We start from the raw sequence: 16275 nt of genomic DNA, 5'->3' as shown, positions 1-16275 counted from the left end.
TTTATGCAAGCAGCAGCTCCAGCGGCTTCCGCATGCATGAGGCGGTCTGACGCGTAGGGCTGGCCGAGCCAAGCAGCTGTCCTGATTTGCTTGGTTTATTTGCTTCGATTGCCAAAACGAGGGATAATAGCAGGATTGACTTTTCCTGGGGGCTCATTCCAGTTGCGATGCTGGGTTGCGATGTGGGGAAACCGAGATGCTCCCAAGTTTTCTCGTATGTTAACTACGAATCCGCTGCTTAACGCTGAACCAATATGGCTCGCCGGAAACGAAACCTTTTGAAGAAATCACGCCGACAAAAAGGTTGCCATGCGCTTCGGTTCCGCTTGCTTAGTCGAATAATACTCGTCGCCTTTCTAACGACCGGACTGATGAGTTGCAACGCCCGTGACAATTCCCGCGTGGATTCAAATGAAACGGTTTCACTTCAAGCAGCTAACCCAACTTCCGACGCTTCAGCTTCAGGTGAACCGGTTGTGGCTTCCACTGAATTATGGAGCGGGATCGACAATCCTACTGTCGATGGCTGGGACAGCGAAGCATTTAGTGCTCGGGCGAACAAGCAACTCAATCAGATCGCCAAGTTGTTAGCCCGTGCCAAGTCGATTGACAAGCAAGATTTAGAGTCGTTGCTGGCTCCGAACTTTCGATGTGAAGCTTTGCTTCCGAGGTTGTCCGAGTGCTACCGCGATGAGACCTTCATTGTGGAAAGAATGGCCGCCGATTCACCGGTCGCCAGCGGTGACTCGGCTCCGCAGTCCTTCCAAGGATTAGCAGGAATGATCAAGGCCTTATCGGCTTTAAAGGCACTGTTGGCAGACACGGACGAAACGTATTGTAAATTCAAAGTTATTCGAGTGGATCCGTCTGTTGAGGAAATCACAACGCGACAATACTTTTCGTTTTCGGGGCACGACCCACAGCGAACGATCCAGCAGAACGCGACATGGTCGGCCCGATGGGAGCCGGGCAAGAATAACCAGCCTCCCCGCCTGCTTTCGATCACGGTGGAAGATGCTGAGCAGGTTAGCACACACGGGGCACAACGAAGTAAGCTCTTTTCGGATTGTACTGATTCGGCATTGGCCGGGAATGATAGCTATGAACAGCAGTTAAAACTCGGCTGGAATCACTGGCTGGAACGTGGCCAAGATGATCATCATTATTTCATTCTGTCGACGCCTGGCATCGCAATTGGTGACGTCGATGGTAATGGCTTGGATGATTTTTATTTGTGCCAGGAGGCAGGACTTCCCAATCGTCTGTTTCTTCAACAGATGGATGGAACTCTACTCGATATTTCCGAAGCTGCAGGTGTCGATTGGCTGGAAAACTCTCGGTCAGCACTCCTCGTCGATTTCGACAACGACGGTGATCAAGATTTGGCTGTTGCTGTCTTGGGGGGCATCGTCATCGCCATTGGAGACGGACACGGTAAGTTTTCGATCCATGATGTGCTGCCAACCGTGGACGATTTGATGTCTCTTTCGGCCGCCGATTTTGACCAGGATGGGCGCCTCGATTTATACGTTTGTGCGTACGCGCCTAGCAGTTTCTTAGAACAATCGGTCAATCTGTCGATTGCGGCTGAGGCCGAGAATTTTGTCTACCACGATGCCAACAATGGTGCGAGAAATCATTTTTTTCGTAACGAGATCACTCCCGACAATGGTTGGAGCTTTCGCGACGTAACCAATGAGGTCGGTTTGAATGAAAATAATCGGCGTTGGAGCCTTGCTGCATCTTGGGAAGATTTTGACAACGATGGCGATCAAGACCTTTACGTGGCGAACGACTACGGAAGAAACAATCTTTATCGAAACGATCAAGAAGCTGGCGGCCAAAGACATTTCGTCGACGTGGCAGCAATGTCCGGTGTCGAAGACAGCGCATCGGGAATGTCGGTGAGTTGGTCGGATTACGATCAAGATGGCTGGCCGGATATCTATGTGAGCAATATGTATTCCGCGGCTGGCAATCGGATTGCCTATCAAGACCACTTTAAGCCGCATGCTCCGTCGAATGTTAAACAGCGACTTCAACGATTTGCGCGGGGGAACACGCTGTTGCGAAATCGGGGGGACGGCACGTTTTCCGATGTAAGTCTCGAAGCAGGCGTCACGCTGGGTCGCTGGGCATGGGGTTCGCAGTTTGTTGACATCAATAACGACGGTCGTGACGACCTGGTGGTTGCCAATGGCTATATCACAACCGACGATACGAGCGATTTGTGAAGTTTCTTTTGGCGGCAGGTCGTGTCGCAATCTAGAAACGAGGCAAGCGACGGAATTTCCAATCAGAGAACGCGTAGCACGGTCGATCTGACGTCGATGATGCGACAAGGTAGGTCATTTAGCGGACGCGAGAAAAATTGTTGTTTTCTAAACACCTTGTCTCAGCCCGACGCTCAGGGACGCTTTGCGGATATTTCCGCCGCATCCGGGCTCGATTTTCCGGACGACGGACGCGCGGTCGCGAGTCTGGATTGGGATCTGGACGGCGACTTAGATGTTTGGATCACAAATCGTAACGCTCCGCGATTGCGACTGATGAGAAACGATACCGAGCATCAGAATCAATACGTCGCCTTCCAGTTGATTGGCAATGGGACCAGCGTCAACCGTGACGCGATCGGCGCTCGCGTGGAGATCATCACACTCGGTGAGTCGAACACGATACACGCGAAGACGCTGCGTGCCGGTGACGCGTTTCTAGCTCAGTCTAGTAAGTGGTTGCATTTTGGGCTTGGTAAGCATGGCGCTATCAAATCGATTCGCGTACTTTGGCCCGACGGTTCTAGCGACGAGTTCGGGTCAATTAGCTCAAATCAACGTTACCGAATCAGACAATCTGTGGGGCAAGTCGAAAGTTGGGAATCGCCCGAACGAAGTCTGGCGATTGCGCCGGGAAAATCCTCGCTGCCTGCTCGGTCAGCAACGGCGCGAGTCCCTCTTCTGTTCCCTTTACGAGTTCCAAGCATATCTTATCATGACTTTGATGGTCAGGATCGCGAGCTACCGATCGGCAAACGTCCTATTTTGATCAATCTTTGGGCGAGCTGGTGTCTTCCTTGCATCGAGGAACTGCAGGAACTTAAAGAACGCCAGCAAGAATTTGATGATGTGGGAATGGACGTGATTGCCTTAAGCGTCGACCGTTTGAGCATTGGCCAGAAAAGCGGAGGCAAGCCGATTCTTTCGAATGCTGATGAACAAATTTCCACGGATATGGACTTGCCTTTCGTTAGGGGCCGAGCGACAAAACAACTTGTCGACACCATTCAGCTTTTGCACGATCTTGTCATTCATTCCCGCCAGACACTACCGATCCCCACAACAATTCTTTTAAATGGCGATGGTCGTTTGGTCGCCATCTACAAAGGTGCGCTTCCCTTGGATCAGGTTTTCATCGACATCAATCGTTCCAAGGCAACTTTTGTCGAACGCAAGGAGAATGCGGCTATGATCGATGGCACGGTAATCCAAGATGATCTGCTGGAAAATGTTGCTCGTCGTTCTCATGCTCATACGCTTTTTCAAGCCGGTTTTGCCATGCGCAATGCGGATCGAGTTCAAGCAGCGATTAGCTATTTCTCCGATGCCGTTGTCGTAACGCCTGATTCGGTGATGGCACATCGCTATCTGGGCGATGCGCTCAAGGAAGCAAAACGCTACCAAGAAGCAGCGACAGAGTACCAAATAGCTTTAGCGATGAGTCCTGAGCTTGCCGACGTGCACTTCAAGCTGGCGAATACTCTCCAAGAATTGGAGCAAGCCGATGAAGCATTCGAGCACTACGAACAAGCGATAAGAATTGAAGCTGATTACTTCGAGGCGCATATCAATTGTGCCATTCTTTTGAATGATTTAAATCGCGTCGAAGAGGCGCTTACGCATTACGAAGAGGCCGCTAGAATTGAACCGAATTCTGCGCAAACGCAACAGGATCTTGGTAGGGTCCTGCTAACCTTGAATCGCTTTGAGTTGGCACAGAAACATTTCGAACAGGCTTTGCGAATTGCACCGGACAATGTTGATGCTTGTCGTGAAATAGGAAAATTGTTAGTCCGGCGGAAACGTTACGTTGAGGCTTTGCCTCATTTTGAATTGGTTGTCAGATTACGTTCTGATTCTGCCGCAGCACACATCAATCTGGGCAACGTACTGAAAATTACAGGTCGCTACCGGGAAGCTGCCAAGGAGTATGGAGTTGCGTTGCGAATCGATGCGAATTCCGCGGAGACTCGCAATAATTTGGGTGCGGTCTTACAGGCTCAAGATCGTTTCGACGAAGCCATAACGCATTATCAGGCTGCGTTGGAAATTGATCCCCAATTAGCAGCAGCCCATCGAAATTGGGGGCGGGCTCTGCAAGCACAAGGTGCACTCGAAGAAGCAATCAAGCATTTTCAAGCCGCCCTGGAAATTAATCCGGACTTCTCACAAGCGTATTACGATCTGGGAACCACGCAACTGCTCTTGCAGCGGGACCAACAGGCTGTTGCGAATCTCGGAAATGCTGTTCGGCTGATGCCGAATAACGCCTCTGCTCACCGTGAATTCGGTCGCGCGCTTATCGGCTTGGGGAGTTTCGACGAGGGGATTGGCCAATATCGCAAAAGCCTTCAGCTGAACGCCAGCGATTTGCAGACGCTCAACAATCTAGCTTGGGTTTTGGCCACCTGCGAAGATGATCGTCTACGTGATGGCCAGCAAGCGGTTGTGTACGCCGAGCGGGCCGCTCGCCTAACGAACAACGAGAATCCGCTGGTGCTTGATACGCTTGCCGCTGCCTACGCGGAAGTGGGAGATTTTGAAAAAGCGACCCGCTGGCAGAGCAGAGCTATCGAATTGTCGCCAAGTAATCGCAAAGCGGTAGGTCGATCCCAACTAAAACGTTATCAAGCGGGAAGCCCCATCCACGAACGGCGTTCTCAAATAAATAATCCAGCTGGCGATAATTCATCGAAATAGAGATAGGAATTGTTCGGAAGATAAGAACTCATCGCCGCATCGCGGCTCCGATCTCATTTAACGCTTGCTGTCTGGCGCCCTTCCACTCACTCCCATCGATCTCCCGTTGCGTTCGCTTCGTTGCTCGTTGCCCATCGTCACGAGATCGCCTGGGTGTTTCATTTGTTGAACATGGGCAGCTGCCAATGCGTTGCCGTGACGAAGACATTTTTCCCTCGGTGGCTTGCCAGATGGGTTCAACCTCTTGTTGGAAATTTGGAAATCGAAGTTCATTTTGAACAAATTGTGGAACTTCTCGATTTGTTGATTGATTGCTAATCGGAGGCACCTTAGAGTATGCCCCAAGTCACTGACGAAACGGACATTTTAATTTGGACGGGGATTTATGAAAATTTTAGTTGAGTTGAAGTTTTTGGCCATGGGATTGGCGACGATCTTCTTGGCGACTGGTATCGTCGCTGACGCAAAGGCGGCGGAAATTTTCTACATTCAGCGAGCAGATGAGCCAGTCGACGAAGGTGACGAAGCTCAGATTGATTTCCTCGAGGGGCTCGGGCATTCGCTCGACGTCTGGAGCAACGATTCCGCGGCTGCTGATCCGGAAGCGGCGCTTGAGGCAGCCGACGACGCGGATGTCGTTTGGATCAATGAATCAGTTAGCTCAAGCCGCGTTGGTTACATTGAGGAAACGACAACGCCGATGATCAATAACGAGAATTTTGCCTGCGACACGCTCGGTTGGGGCGATTTTGGTCGTGAGGGCGAAGGACACGGATCGCCGGGAACGATTCGAGACAATGTGGAAGACGGCGAGGAGATTATTGCCGGAACGCACTTTGGGACTGACATCGAAATCATCGATGATTCTCATCCGATCATTCAGTTGTCAGGATTGCAGAACGGTGTCTACACGATCTACGATGATCAGGATTTGGGCGAAGAAGGTGGCGGACGCATGAGCTGGTGTAGCCCTCAAGAAGGTACGGGTGCTAACCTCGCTGTCATGCCTGAGTTCAAAGAAAGCCATCCTGAAGCTTCGGTTCTCTCAGTCTACGAATCGGGCGAAGAGATGGGTGATGGTCGAGAGGCCCCAGGAATGCGCATTAGTATGTTCTTGAGCAACACCAATCGTGGTCCTGCGCCTGAAGACGATCCAACCGGTGGTGCCGACGGCACAGGTCCTGGTTGGGAAGCGACAATCCTGACCGATGCAGGTACGGCCCTTCTCAGAGGTGCACTTGACTATGCCTTGGGTGTGTCGCCTGATCCGACGATTCGCCTCGACGACGGCTCGCTCACCGATCCGGCGGAACGTGTCAATTACGTGCACGACGTGCTTGGTACTTGGATGGGCGATTCAGACCTGGACGGCCAATTCAATAGTGGTGACTTCGTTCAAGTTTTTGGTGCCGCTAAGTACGAAGTTGATGAGGCAGCGGTTTGGAGCGAAGGCGATTGGAACGGTGACTCACGCTTCAATTCGGCCGACTTTGTCACCGCGTTTTCCGATGGCGGTTATGAAAAAGGTCCGTATAACGCGGCTCAGGTCGTTCCCGAACCGAGTTCGGCCGTTTTGTTGCTTGGTGCTCTCGCGCTTTGTGCGATTCGTCGGAAGCGACGTTAATTGAACGTCATCAACGAAACGTCTTAATCAACTTGACCTAGGACGTTTCAGTAACCGTTCAGAACAAGCCGGTTGTCAGGGGACAGCCGGCGTCCGTGACGCACGACAAAATCAAAGTACCAAGGGTCTGCACAGTTGAAGCAGGCCTGTTGAGGCCTTTGCTCTCTCAGTTCGTGATTTGGCGTTGATGCGGGGGAAGCTGTGACAGCTTGCACAGCCTCTCGAAGTGTCTGCTCTCGAAGTGTCTGCTCTCGAAACGCGTGATTTGCTCTCCTGCGGACAAAGGTCTTCAAGTGAGGTAGTTGACTTGTAGAAGGTTGTGCCAAGTCAGGGCAGGGGGGACTGCAGATCGGGAAACGTTTTTGCTGATGAGGAAAGAGCCATTGAGGGATGTATCCGGCGATTTCTTCGGCAGCTGCCGACGCAGAATGAGCTCCCGACTGATGAACTTTCGGGATATTCGTGACTCAAGGAGTCACAGAGAAATTGGCCGGACTGTGGAGCCATCGGCGCGTAAGGCACGGGTGATCGCAACGACGTGACGCTGTTCACGGTTCCGGCCCACAGACATGAACCAATCTTAGGCTTCGACGGTTACCATCCTACCTCAAGATTCTCATAATTTGACTCGCTAGAAATACAGGTCTCTAAGTCGGGCCTCCGGACGGTAGATCTTTTGTGAAATTCGAACGTGTTTGTTCAAACAGATCGCGTACGACAGGCACAACTAAACAGCCATTGCTACGGCATGTCGTCTGGCGTCACCAACGAACGTAGTCATTTCACCACAGGCGAGGCCTTGCATGCAGCCTAGCATCCATGAGTAATCTCCTAAGCATTTTGGGTCATAGCCTCTATCGGATAGTCCAGACAGGACTTCAGCGCTAAACCGCCCCTCTAACGTAATATCTTCGCGCTCATCAAGAAAAAATCGAGGTGTATCAATTGCCTCAGCCAATGACATCTTAAATACCAGCAGATTTAATAACACCTGTAATTCTGCCTGCTGAATCGTGAAGCCGCCCGGCGTACCAAATGCGTATTCTAAATCATCACCATCAAAAATTTGTACTAACGAGACACTCCAGGGCACCTGAGACCCCGCCGCAACTCGACGACTGGCAGGTATTTTCTGGTCAACATCGAAGAAGTAACTGCCTACCCCATTCAACGGTAATCCATACTCCTCAACCCAAATGCCTGAACCAAAAAAACCGCCGAGCGTTTGAGTCATAATCGCACAATTGCCTTGCACATCTCGAGCAACCAGCGTTGTAGTATGTTGCTTTTCAGGTGAAAACTCTTGTCCGATTTTTGTCGGATCTCCGCCTAGGCTGCGCCCTTCCTTCATCACTCGCTTAAGCACGCCTGCAACGGCGTCGATATATTCCGCGCTATTGTGTTGCAGCGCATCAATCGAAGTCGCCTCAAGCAACTTCGCTGCTCGTAATATGATAAACGCGTCGCTGTTTGGTGGCGGCACCGCTACCCGCCGACCAAACACGTCCTCAGCTAATGCGGACTGCCATAACACGGGAGCGCTTTCGATATCCGCCAGCGTAAGTGCTCCATGATGCTCGTTCACCGTCTTTTGAATGGCGTCAGCTATTTTGCCGCGCGCAAGGGCCTGAGGATTTCCAGCAAGCGCACGCAGCACGTCGGCCGTTTTGACCTGAATTAAGCTGTCACCCACCTCAAAGTTCTTCGACTGGTAATAGTCAAACTGCATATTTCTGGGGACTGATTTTTTAGCCAAATTAAGAAAGTAACAGTTTGCCTGAGTTAATGTAAATCCTCGCTCACTATGTTGAATAGCGCTTGCAAAAAGTCTGTTGGAAGGCAGTACTCCATATTTCTCATGAATAGCTAACCAGCCTGCTAGCGCCTGTGGCGATACAATAGATAGAGCATCAGCTTTATTCTCACTCCACTCCGGTGCAGTAAAGTTTTTCGGCACTCGACCGGAAAAGTTACAAACGCTGGAGCCTTCTTTCTTAGAATGCAGCATGGCCAAGCCAACACCCAAAATACCGCTCATCATAGGTTCGACTACAACCAGCGTGATCGCGGTTGCAATTAATGCATCAAATGCATTACCGCCTGCTTGCAAACAGTCCATGCCTGCTTGTGTAGCTAAAGGATGAGCACTCGCAACACCGGCATGTCCCTCGGCAACAGATTGAGGACTTGCCGCCATCGATAAGGGATCTATCTCTGACATGTCGTTCTCCTGTTTGTTTGAAATCGATGAGACCTTAGCATACGCCCATAATGTCACGCCTACTTAATCCTCAAGAGCACGATATCGTCAAGGCGGTTAAAGCTGCCGCTACCTCACTTATCAGGGGGCAATATTATTATGCACTGATAGGAAATTTAATTTCCGGCAGCCTACCCAGGAAGAACGCCTCAGTCTAGTGGTGCCCTCGGCGTAGCAGACTGCCACAAACCGCAGTGGTTGAGGATCTCTTCAATCACGTCTGCCTGAGGCGGTTCGATGAACGACACGACCTTCATCTGGCCGCCACACTCGGGCCGAACAACGCGTACGCACAAATGGGCGCTCCGATGTAAGACGTGGCCTGCTTGATACGTTGGCGTTCTACGGTTTGGACTCCATCGCAGCCGTCGAGAAGACCGAACTGCAAGAACTGGCGATGCGGGGTGGACCGTTCACGTTCGCTGAAAAGATATCTCTTCTCGATTATTGTCAAACGGACGTAGACGCTCTGGTTGGACTTCTGCCGAAAACAGTGCTGCCAGAGAGAGGGAATGGACGGGAAGCACTCATCGGGTTGGCGTTGGAACAGTTGGCGGCTCGCCTTGTCTAAATTGGCCATCGGGTATTCTCCTTGCAGAAATAGGATGTGAAATGAAACGCAGAATCGTGCAGGAAGCCGGTTCGTCGACTTCTTCCACGGCTCTGCGTTGACCTCTCGTGAATACCGGTGACCGGATACTGAAGAACCTTCTGCCCGTTCTTCATTCAACGCCTCATCTGAAGAATCGCCATCAGCTGTCGTCGGTCGATCCCGGAGCCCCAAAGATGTTTGGCCTACACTCCATTCCCATCGGGATCGCCAAAAGAGGTCATGCTAAGCACGTGGCTCGCTTCCCGACGCGTCAGCATCTGTACGTGCTTCTTGCAGTCGCTCGCCACATGTCGTTTGTTGCCGAGCCGGCGGCAACATGTCACATATAGACTCCGCGGCGCATGTGACTCGGAATAGGTTCTATCCACGTCTGCAGATAGGCTGATTTCTGGTGGGGGTGCAGGGGATTTCCGAGTGGTCACCGCTGCTCACGTCCGATCCCGATTGCTTTGCCCCAGGCAGCTTCCATTGATGGGGCAGATTTCAGCGAAGTCTGGTGTTCAGCAATCTGAGCGGCCCTTCTCATGAGCAAACGGGGCACAAAGTTTGCCCCGTTTAACGTGTCCCAAAAACAGGGTCGATTGATGACGTGTCCCGTAATACGTATGGGTTAATGAAATCCACCCAACAGCAACAAGCCCGAACTCAATTGCGGGGGTTCTTCGCCATAGGTACTTCTGACTTGACGCTCAACTCTATCGAGACGTTTGAAATTGACATGCACCGATGATCCCCATGGCCAGCAAGATTGTGGATGATGGTTCCGGGACGGCCGCAACTGCAGCTCGCGGCCCCATTTCGTAGCCGCCGTCTTGGAATGCGCAACTAGGTCGGCCGTGTCGAATTGGCCATCGCCCGTCCAGTCGCCTTCTGCCCACCCAGCGTCTTCGTCAAGCTCATACTTGGCCGCCTGAAAAACCGTCGTCAAATCGCAGCTGTTGAATTCGCCATCCAGGTTGGCGTCGCCCAAGTAGGTGTTGAATCCGTCGAGGGACGGACGCTGGATCAATCCGGTAAGCTGGTCGGGCGTTGCAGTGCCGGCACGCACCATCTGCGTCATCGCGTCGATGTCGGCAACGTTGCAAACGCCGTCTCGGTTGATATCACAGAGTCCCGTCGGCTCAGGCGTCAGCCCCCAAAACACATCGTCGACGATAAGCCTACCGTCAAGATTCTCTTAATTGCCGGCACCCAGATCGATGTTCCACCCCGGTTGGGCAGCCCATATTTCGCTACCGTTCGCAGTAAGTTTGGGCAGGATGTACGTTTTTTTTAAAGAATACCCATTCGTTAAGTGTCAGGTCGTCAAGAGGGGTAAGAAGATTGGATACGTAATTACCATCATCATCCAAAGGCTCGCCGCCGGCACCGCCGCCAAAGTTAAGTCGGCTTCCGAGTCTTAAAATAGATGCACCGTCTGACGGAACGAACGGGTCAGTCATCATGACCCACGCCGATTGTGTGTACGATTCACTTGGTAGGACGGGATAGCACGCAAGGCAGTTATCCGGAGGCCCATACGTAAAATCCAGCCCAGTATCAGGAAGTATGAGTGTGCCGCCGATGTGCTCCGACCGATCATTATTCTTGAACTCTTTCCACTGACCAAAATCGCTGGGTGCTGTGTTATCGTACTCCATCGACCAGTCACCCTTACGGGCCTCACCCTGAATGCGAGTGACCCAACCCCGGTTTTCCGCTGGCGGACGACCCACCCAACCCAACGCATGTTCTTCTCCGCCCGGTCCCTCTTCTTCGAAGCTAGGATTTGGCATTTGATTCACACCGCGCAACCCCTCCGGTCCAAGCGGTTGGGCCAATACTTCTTGACGCATTAGAAACGAAGCCGCGACGATACCAATGGCCAGGCAATTCCAAAAACGCGCTTTTATCCGAGTTCACTTTCGGTGAATATCTGAATAAGTCACCAAGCTACCACGTCGTCACGCTAGAAAATAAGTTGCAAGCTTAGACAGGCTCCCGATATTTGTTACAGGCCAAGGAGCTAGCGCCGCCTTCGGAACAAAAGCCCTGTCACCGTCACCGCCACCGCGAACAGGCTGAGACTGGACGGCTCGGGAACATGAGCCCTGAAGTCGCCGTCCATGATTGTGGCGATCTCATCCTTCGTGAGGGCCCCGTTGAAGATTGCCACGTCATCAAAATTGCCATGGAAGTTGCGAGGTAGAGACATGTCTTTGGGGGGAAGCGTAGGATGGGTTTGCGCACCGATCTGGACGGCTCCAGGGACTCCATCTTCGGCATCAAAGCCTTCCAGTGCCGAATCCACGGTCCAGGTCCGTAGCCCTCCATTGGGCCCCTGATCTCCGTCTCGGTATAACTTGAAGTTGTCTTCTGCCGCCGAGCCGTCATAGACGATCGCATAATGGGCCCATTGATCGAACACGTCAGAGGGCGGCAGCTCCCCGCCGACACCTTTCATCCAGGCCCGAACTGGCGGCACGTCTTGCGACCAAAAGTAGTACTGGTCATCCCCGGTAGTTCCCGAATCAAAGTAAAAGGGAAACCCTTCCTCCAGAGCGATATATCTTCCGTAGAGATCGATGTATTCCCCGCCATTGGAAATCTGATGGGCCCACAGTGTAATGCTCCAGGAATCATCCGCGCTCTGGCCGATGCGAAGGGAGCTGCTTCCGTCGACGTCGACGTATGAAAGGGCTGCGTTTTGCGGTATACCACCCTCCGTCTTTTCGATCGGCTTATGGCGCACTGAGAGCGCATTGCCAAAATCGGGCATACTTGGGACGCGCCCCGTCTGTCCTGTATCCACGCCTATGTCGACGCCGTGATTTCCGAAACCGGACGAATCGTTTGCAGTGCCGGGTGCAGCTTCATTAAATTGCCATAAACCGACCACTCTCGCGCCGACCTGAGCGCTGACTTGAGGAGGCTGAGAAAGAAGCGTGCCGGTTACACATAGAACCAATAATAGACAGGGATACTTCATTGCATTTGTCCTCAGTTGCGAAAGCCATAGCGAGACCATCTTAAGAAGGCCAACCGCAAGTGTCAATTTTTTAAAAACAAATAACCATTTGTGCTCGTCGGAAACTCGTCTTCCAAGAGGAAGATTGTTTCATTCTATGAACGGTTCAATCTTTCACCCCGCCACGGACCTTTTTCCAGAAAAATGTTAGCTGCGGAGACAGCCAGGCAGACTTCCGCCGCACGTGGCAGAGGCAGCAGCTTTCGAATGCGGGTTGTATCGATCCCTTTTAGCGGACAACTGTCGAACCCCAAAGCTCGCAGGGCAAGCATCAGGTTTTCACCGGCCAGCGCCGTCGATTTAGGTGCCCAGACGGGGTCGGTGTTTTGAACATTGTCAGCCTCACCAGAAGCTCCTGCCACGACAGTCGCCTTGGCGCTCAGCTTGAGAAACTGCCGTCGCTCGGAGTGAAGATGCTTTTTTGATATCACCTTGTCTTAGCATGAGGATCGACGTTTACAGTCTACCGCGGTTTAAATTTCGGATTAGCCGCAGTGGGTTATGCATGCGGATCGCGCGGCAAAAAATCGGAGGAACTGTTGTGGAAATCTATCCTTTACCCGCAGAAAGGTCGGCTGATCACACCACTCGTCTCGGCTTCGGGATTGGCGATGTTGACAAAACGGTCGCGTCTCTTAAGTCGACCGGTTGTCGCGTAATCAAATCACCCAAGCAAACAAAATGGGGATACATGGCTGTCGTTGCCGGTCCCGATGGGCGTTTAGTAGAGCTGTATAGCCAACGTGTGCCACGATGCATTTGTCTACCGTACGTTTTCGTTCCGTTCCTGCTCAAGCGACTTACCGAAAAGACGACAGCCGTGACCGACTTCAACCATGAAAGCACCATCACGAACGGGGAAGGTACCACTGACTCGATTGGTGACCGAAAAATGGACATCCGCCGCGAGCATGCGGAACGACTCGCGACGCTCTTTGGAATTCCAATTACCAACATCCAGAAGGCCACGCTCATCAGCACCAGCTGAATAGGTAGGCGGTGACCATTTGCACGCAAGGGCAGCTTCCAAGGTGTCATCGCTCAAGCGGCTCGCCCAGGCACAGCTGGGTGGTCTACTCGGCATCTCGCATGAGTTCTCGGGGTTTTGATTGACGAGATGGGGATTTGCGACAGCTCCGTGTAGGTTACCGCCTTTTCCCAGGGTGTGGCGGCACGGTCGCGACTAACGAACGTTTACTGCAGGCATCGAAGCGATGCTTTACTCAAAGATGGCGACTATCATCGGTGCGGCCCAACTTGAGTTCGCCTTCAGATTTTCAATCGACATTTGCCTTGATAGCCTGATATCTTAAGGGGTAGCGCTAGTCCAAGACAAGAAAGTTTTCCGGTCCTTTTTACAGCAGCTTTCGTGCCGTCTTTCACGCAACTGTTTGAAATGGACATGCGATGGCCCGAAGAATTTGGAGCGATGCAATGATGATTCGATCTTGCTGTGCCAGCCTTGCAATCTTGATGCTAATGTGTCTGGATGCATTTGCTCAGACGTATGCCGAGCAGGTGATCTCCGATGGCGCGATTCACTACTGGCGATTTGAGGAAACGGCGACCGATCAGCTAGCCAAAGATGAGATTCCTGATCAACCAGCCAACGGTAGCGTTCCGGCTCAAACCAACAATCCAGGCCTGTACGAAGGGGGTGTCACGCTAGGTGTACCTAGCGCGTTTCCCGGCCTCGGCAAAGCATCACGTTTTGACGGAGCCAACGGGACTCACGTAGCCCTCGGCACACCTCAACATCCTGGTGATGAGATTACGGTCGAAGCTTGGGTTAATCTGGACGTGGACTCGTCCAGCAGCTTTGCTCCCGTTATTGCTCGGTGGGACGGCAGCTACGAGCTGGACGTGACTGCGGAGTTAAACGACTTTCTTCAATTTCCACTTCGCAACGATGTTAATGGTTTTGCTGGGCCGAACAGCGATCAAACCATGTCACGAGGAGAATGGCACCACGTTGTCGGAGTCTATGCGGATGAAATGGGCACCGTTTACCTCGATGGTGTGCCTGGGAATTCGATTGCCCTCAGCGGCGTGCTTGGGGATGCTGGTGGCGACGACGGACTGTGGTACCTAGCCCGGACGCGTGGTCCCGATAGCGGTTTTGCTTGGGACGGCGTGCTCGATGAAATCGCGATCTATCCGCATGGATTGAGCGAAGAGCAGATCAACAACCACATTGCCATCGCCATGAGGCCGGTGCGACCCTCGGGCGATTTTAACGGAAATGAAATGCTGGACACGGACGATATCGATGCACTTTCAGCGGAGGTGCGCGCCGGAAACAATGTGCCTGAGTTTGACGTCAACTCTGACAATTTTGTAAATGACCAGGACCGAACGGTCTGGGTTACGGTCCTCAAGGGGACGTGGTTCGGCGACGCTAACTTGGACGGGCTTTTTAATTCGGGCGACTTAGTTACCGTTTTCAGCGCGGGAAAATATGAAAATGGTGGAAATGCCGATTGGGGCGAAGGCGACTGGAATGGTGATCGCATGTTCGGCAGCGGTGACATGGTTTTGGCCTTTGCGGATGGCGGCTACGAGGCCGGCGAACGGCCAATGGCCGCTGCTGTTCCCGAACCTACATTTGCGTGTGCGGTTTGGTTGACCATGTTGTGGGCCCTTACGCGGAGAAGGCTGTGAAAAAATCAGCCGCCGAGCGTTCCAGGCGTTCCGCGAAAGCGGAATAGATTGCGTAGCCATCGGTCATGAATTGGCGGATTTCCTCCGGTTTTTTTCGCCCGGTCTGGTAATAGATAAAGAGACCGCGATCACTTTCCACGGCGACTCCCTGGTGTTTGACGAATTCCGCCAGCATCTCTTGGTCGAAGAAAGTTCGAATGGCCGGTTCGTCATCCCCCTTCAGAGTGAATGCCTGAGAGAACTCCGGGTTCTCATCAAAGTCGATGTCCTGGAATCCGATCGCTGCTCCGACTTTATCGAAAAATCGTTCTGGCTTGAGCCGGAACCTTGGCAAGTCAAGCGAATCCGACTGCATCAAGATGACAGTTTGATGGTGGGTCGTTGAATGCTCGCCGCCACTGGTGGTAAACCGGTAGTCGAAGATGGTGAGGGTTACCAACTCGGTCTCGGCGGTCATCAGGTTGCGCATCTTACGTCTATGCCCCTTGGTGAAGAGGGCGAAGACTTGGAGCGTTTCGACCAGGGCGTCCTCCTGATCAGCAGAGAATTCGAGCCCGATTTCTGCGGCTGCCGCGGCCATGGCCTCAGTTCGCTTTCTTTCGTAGTAGCGTGTGCGGAGGATGATGGCGGCGATCAGGCCAAGGATAGCCAGTAGTCCAACAATTCCCCCGAGAGTGGCCATGCAAGTTCTGCTCCTGTAGCCAGTAGAGTGAGTGTAGACGTCCCTTAAAGAGAACCTGATGACGATAATCGGCGGGTTTCTCGAATATCAGGTGTTCGGCATATCAATGCGGAGTACCCAATATTTTAACCACTTATTTTGCGAGTTCAAAACACCATGAGGGTGCGCATTTTGACCGTTAGGGTGCGGATCTCGCAAGCGGCTTAAAATCCGCACCCTCATTCGCACCCTGCAAGTGTCTCATAACTGTCTCATAAAGGTAACAGCACGAAAGGACTTAAGGCGATGGCGGCACTTTGACCACTTGTTTTAAGGGATGAGCAGAAAACGGGGGTAGTAGCGGAGGAGGGATTCGAACCCCCGACACGCGGATTATGATTCCGCTGCTCTAACCAACTGAGCTACTCCGCCAAGTTTAGAAAATCATTTGAAAACAGGTAGTTGTCGAGCTGTGC

Annotated in this window: 12 protein-coding genes and 1 tRNA gene; 6 read left to right on the top strand and 7 right to left on the bottom strand. The window is 52.3% G+C overall.

Annotated features, from left to right (window positions below):
• The first annotated feature begins 371 nt into the window (after nt 1-371).
• The 3 genes from P8N76_01960 (at nt 372) to P8N76_01950 (ending at nt 6597) form a co-directional block, all read left to right on the top strand.
• Entirely contained in the window at nt 372-2234 is a 1863-nt protein-coding gene (locus tag P8N76_01960; GenBank protein ID MDG2380413.1) for a VCBS repeat-containing protein, read from the top strand.
• A gap of 21 nt (nt 2235-2255) precedes the next feature.
• A complete protein-coding gene (locus tag P8N76_01955; GenBank protein ID MDG2380412.1) occupies nt 2256-4973 on the top strand; it encodes a tetratricopeptide repeat protein in 2718 nt (905 codons plus the stop codon).
• Nucleotides 4974-5358: 385 nt separating this feature from the next.
• A complete protein-coding gene (locus tag P8N76_01950; GenBank protein ID MDG2380411.1) occupies nt 5359-6597 on the top strand; it encodes a PEP-CTERM sorting domain-containing protein in 1239 nt (412 codons plus the stop codon).
• A gap of 727 nt (nt 6598-7324) precedes the next feature.
• Here P8N76_01950 and P8N76_01945 read toward each other — a convergent pair.
• On the bottom strand, nt 7325-8818 hold the full coding sequence (locus P8N76_01945) for a gamma-glutamyltransferase (protein ID MDG2380410.1): 1494 nt from the start codon (nt 8816-8818) through the stop codon (nt 7325-7327).
• 388 nt (nt 8819-9206) lie between these two features.
• Between P8N76_01945 and P8N76_01940 the strand changes: the two genes are divergently transcribed.
• Complete coding sequence (locus tag P8N76_01940) at nt 9207-9428, top strand: hypothetical protein (protein MDG2380409.1); 222 nt, start codon at nt 9207-9209, stop codon at nt 9426-9428.
• A gap of 652 nt (nt 9429-10080) precedes the next feature.
• Here P8N76_01940 and P8N76_01935 read toward each other — a convergent pair.
• The 4 genes from P8N76_01935 to P8N76_01920 form a co-directional block, all read right to left on the bottom strand.
• Nucleotides 10081-10614, bottom strand: coding sequence for a hypothetical protein (locus P8N76_01935; protein ID MDG2380408.1), 534 nt, complete (start codon nt 10612-10614; stop codon nt 10081-10083).
• An 88-nt stretch (nt 10615-10702) separates the two neighbouring features.
• Nucleotides 10703-11305, bottom strand: a complete 603-nt coding sequence (locus P8N76_01930) for a hypothetical protein (GenBank protein MDG2380407.1) — start codon at nt 11303-11305, stop codon at nt 10703-10705.
• Nucleotides 11306-11475: 170 nt separating this feature from the next.
• Nucleotides 11476-12438 (bottom strand): PEP-CTERM sorting domain-containing protein, encoded by a 963-nt coding sequence (locus P8N76_01925; protein MDG2380406.1) that lies wholly within the window; start codon nt 12436-12438, stop codon nt 11476-11478.
• Between the two features lie 134 nt (nt 12439-12572).
• Entirely contained in the window at nt 12573-12908 is a 336-nt protein-coding gene (locus tag P8N76_01920) for a nitroreductase family protein (GenBank protein MDG2380405.1), read from the bottom strand.
• Nucleotides 12909-13018: 110 nt separating this feature from the next.
• Here P8N76_01920 and P8N76_01915 point away from each other — a divergent pair, with 110 nt between their 5' ends.
• Together P8N76_01915 and P8N76_01910 are read left to right on the top strand one after the other, a co-directional pair.
• Nucleotides 13019-13465 (top strand): hypothetical protein, encoded by a 447-nt coding sequence (locus P8N76_01915; protein MDG2380404.1) that lies wholly within the window; start codon nt 13019-13021, stop codon nt 13463-13465.
• Nucleotides 13466-13911: 446 nt separating this feature from the next.
• Nucleotides 13912-15138, top strand: a complete 1227-nt coding sequence (locus P8N76_01910) for a LamG domain-containing protein (protein ID MDG2380403.1) — start codon at nt 13912-13914, stop codon at nt 15136-15138.
• On the opposite strand, the gene P8N76_01905 is transcribed toward P8N76_01910, so the two are convergent.
• Nucleotides 15119-15820, bottom strand: a complete 702-nt coding sequence (locus P8N76_01905) for a hypothetical protein (GenBank protein ID MDG2380402.1) — start codon at nt 15818-15820, stop codon at nt 15119-15121. The two genes, P8N76_01910 and P8N76_01905, sit on opposite strands and share 20 nt — an antisense overlap.
• Before the next feature lie 337 nt (nt 15821-16157).
• Nucleotides 16158-16231 (bottom strand) — tRNA-Met (locus P8N76_01900).
• Nucleotides 16232-16275 lie beyond the last annotated feature (44 nt).

Source organism: Pirellulaceae bacterium, from assembly GCA_029243025.1.
Classification (GTDB): Bacteria; Planctomycetota; Planctomycetia; order Pirellulales; family Pirellulaceae.
The sequence above is the reverse complement of the archived record's forward strand: the minus strand, read 5'-3'. Positions and strand labels throughout refer to the sequence as shown.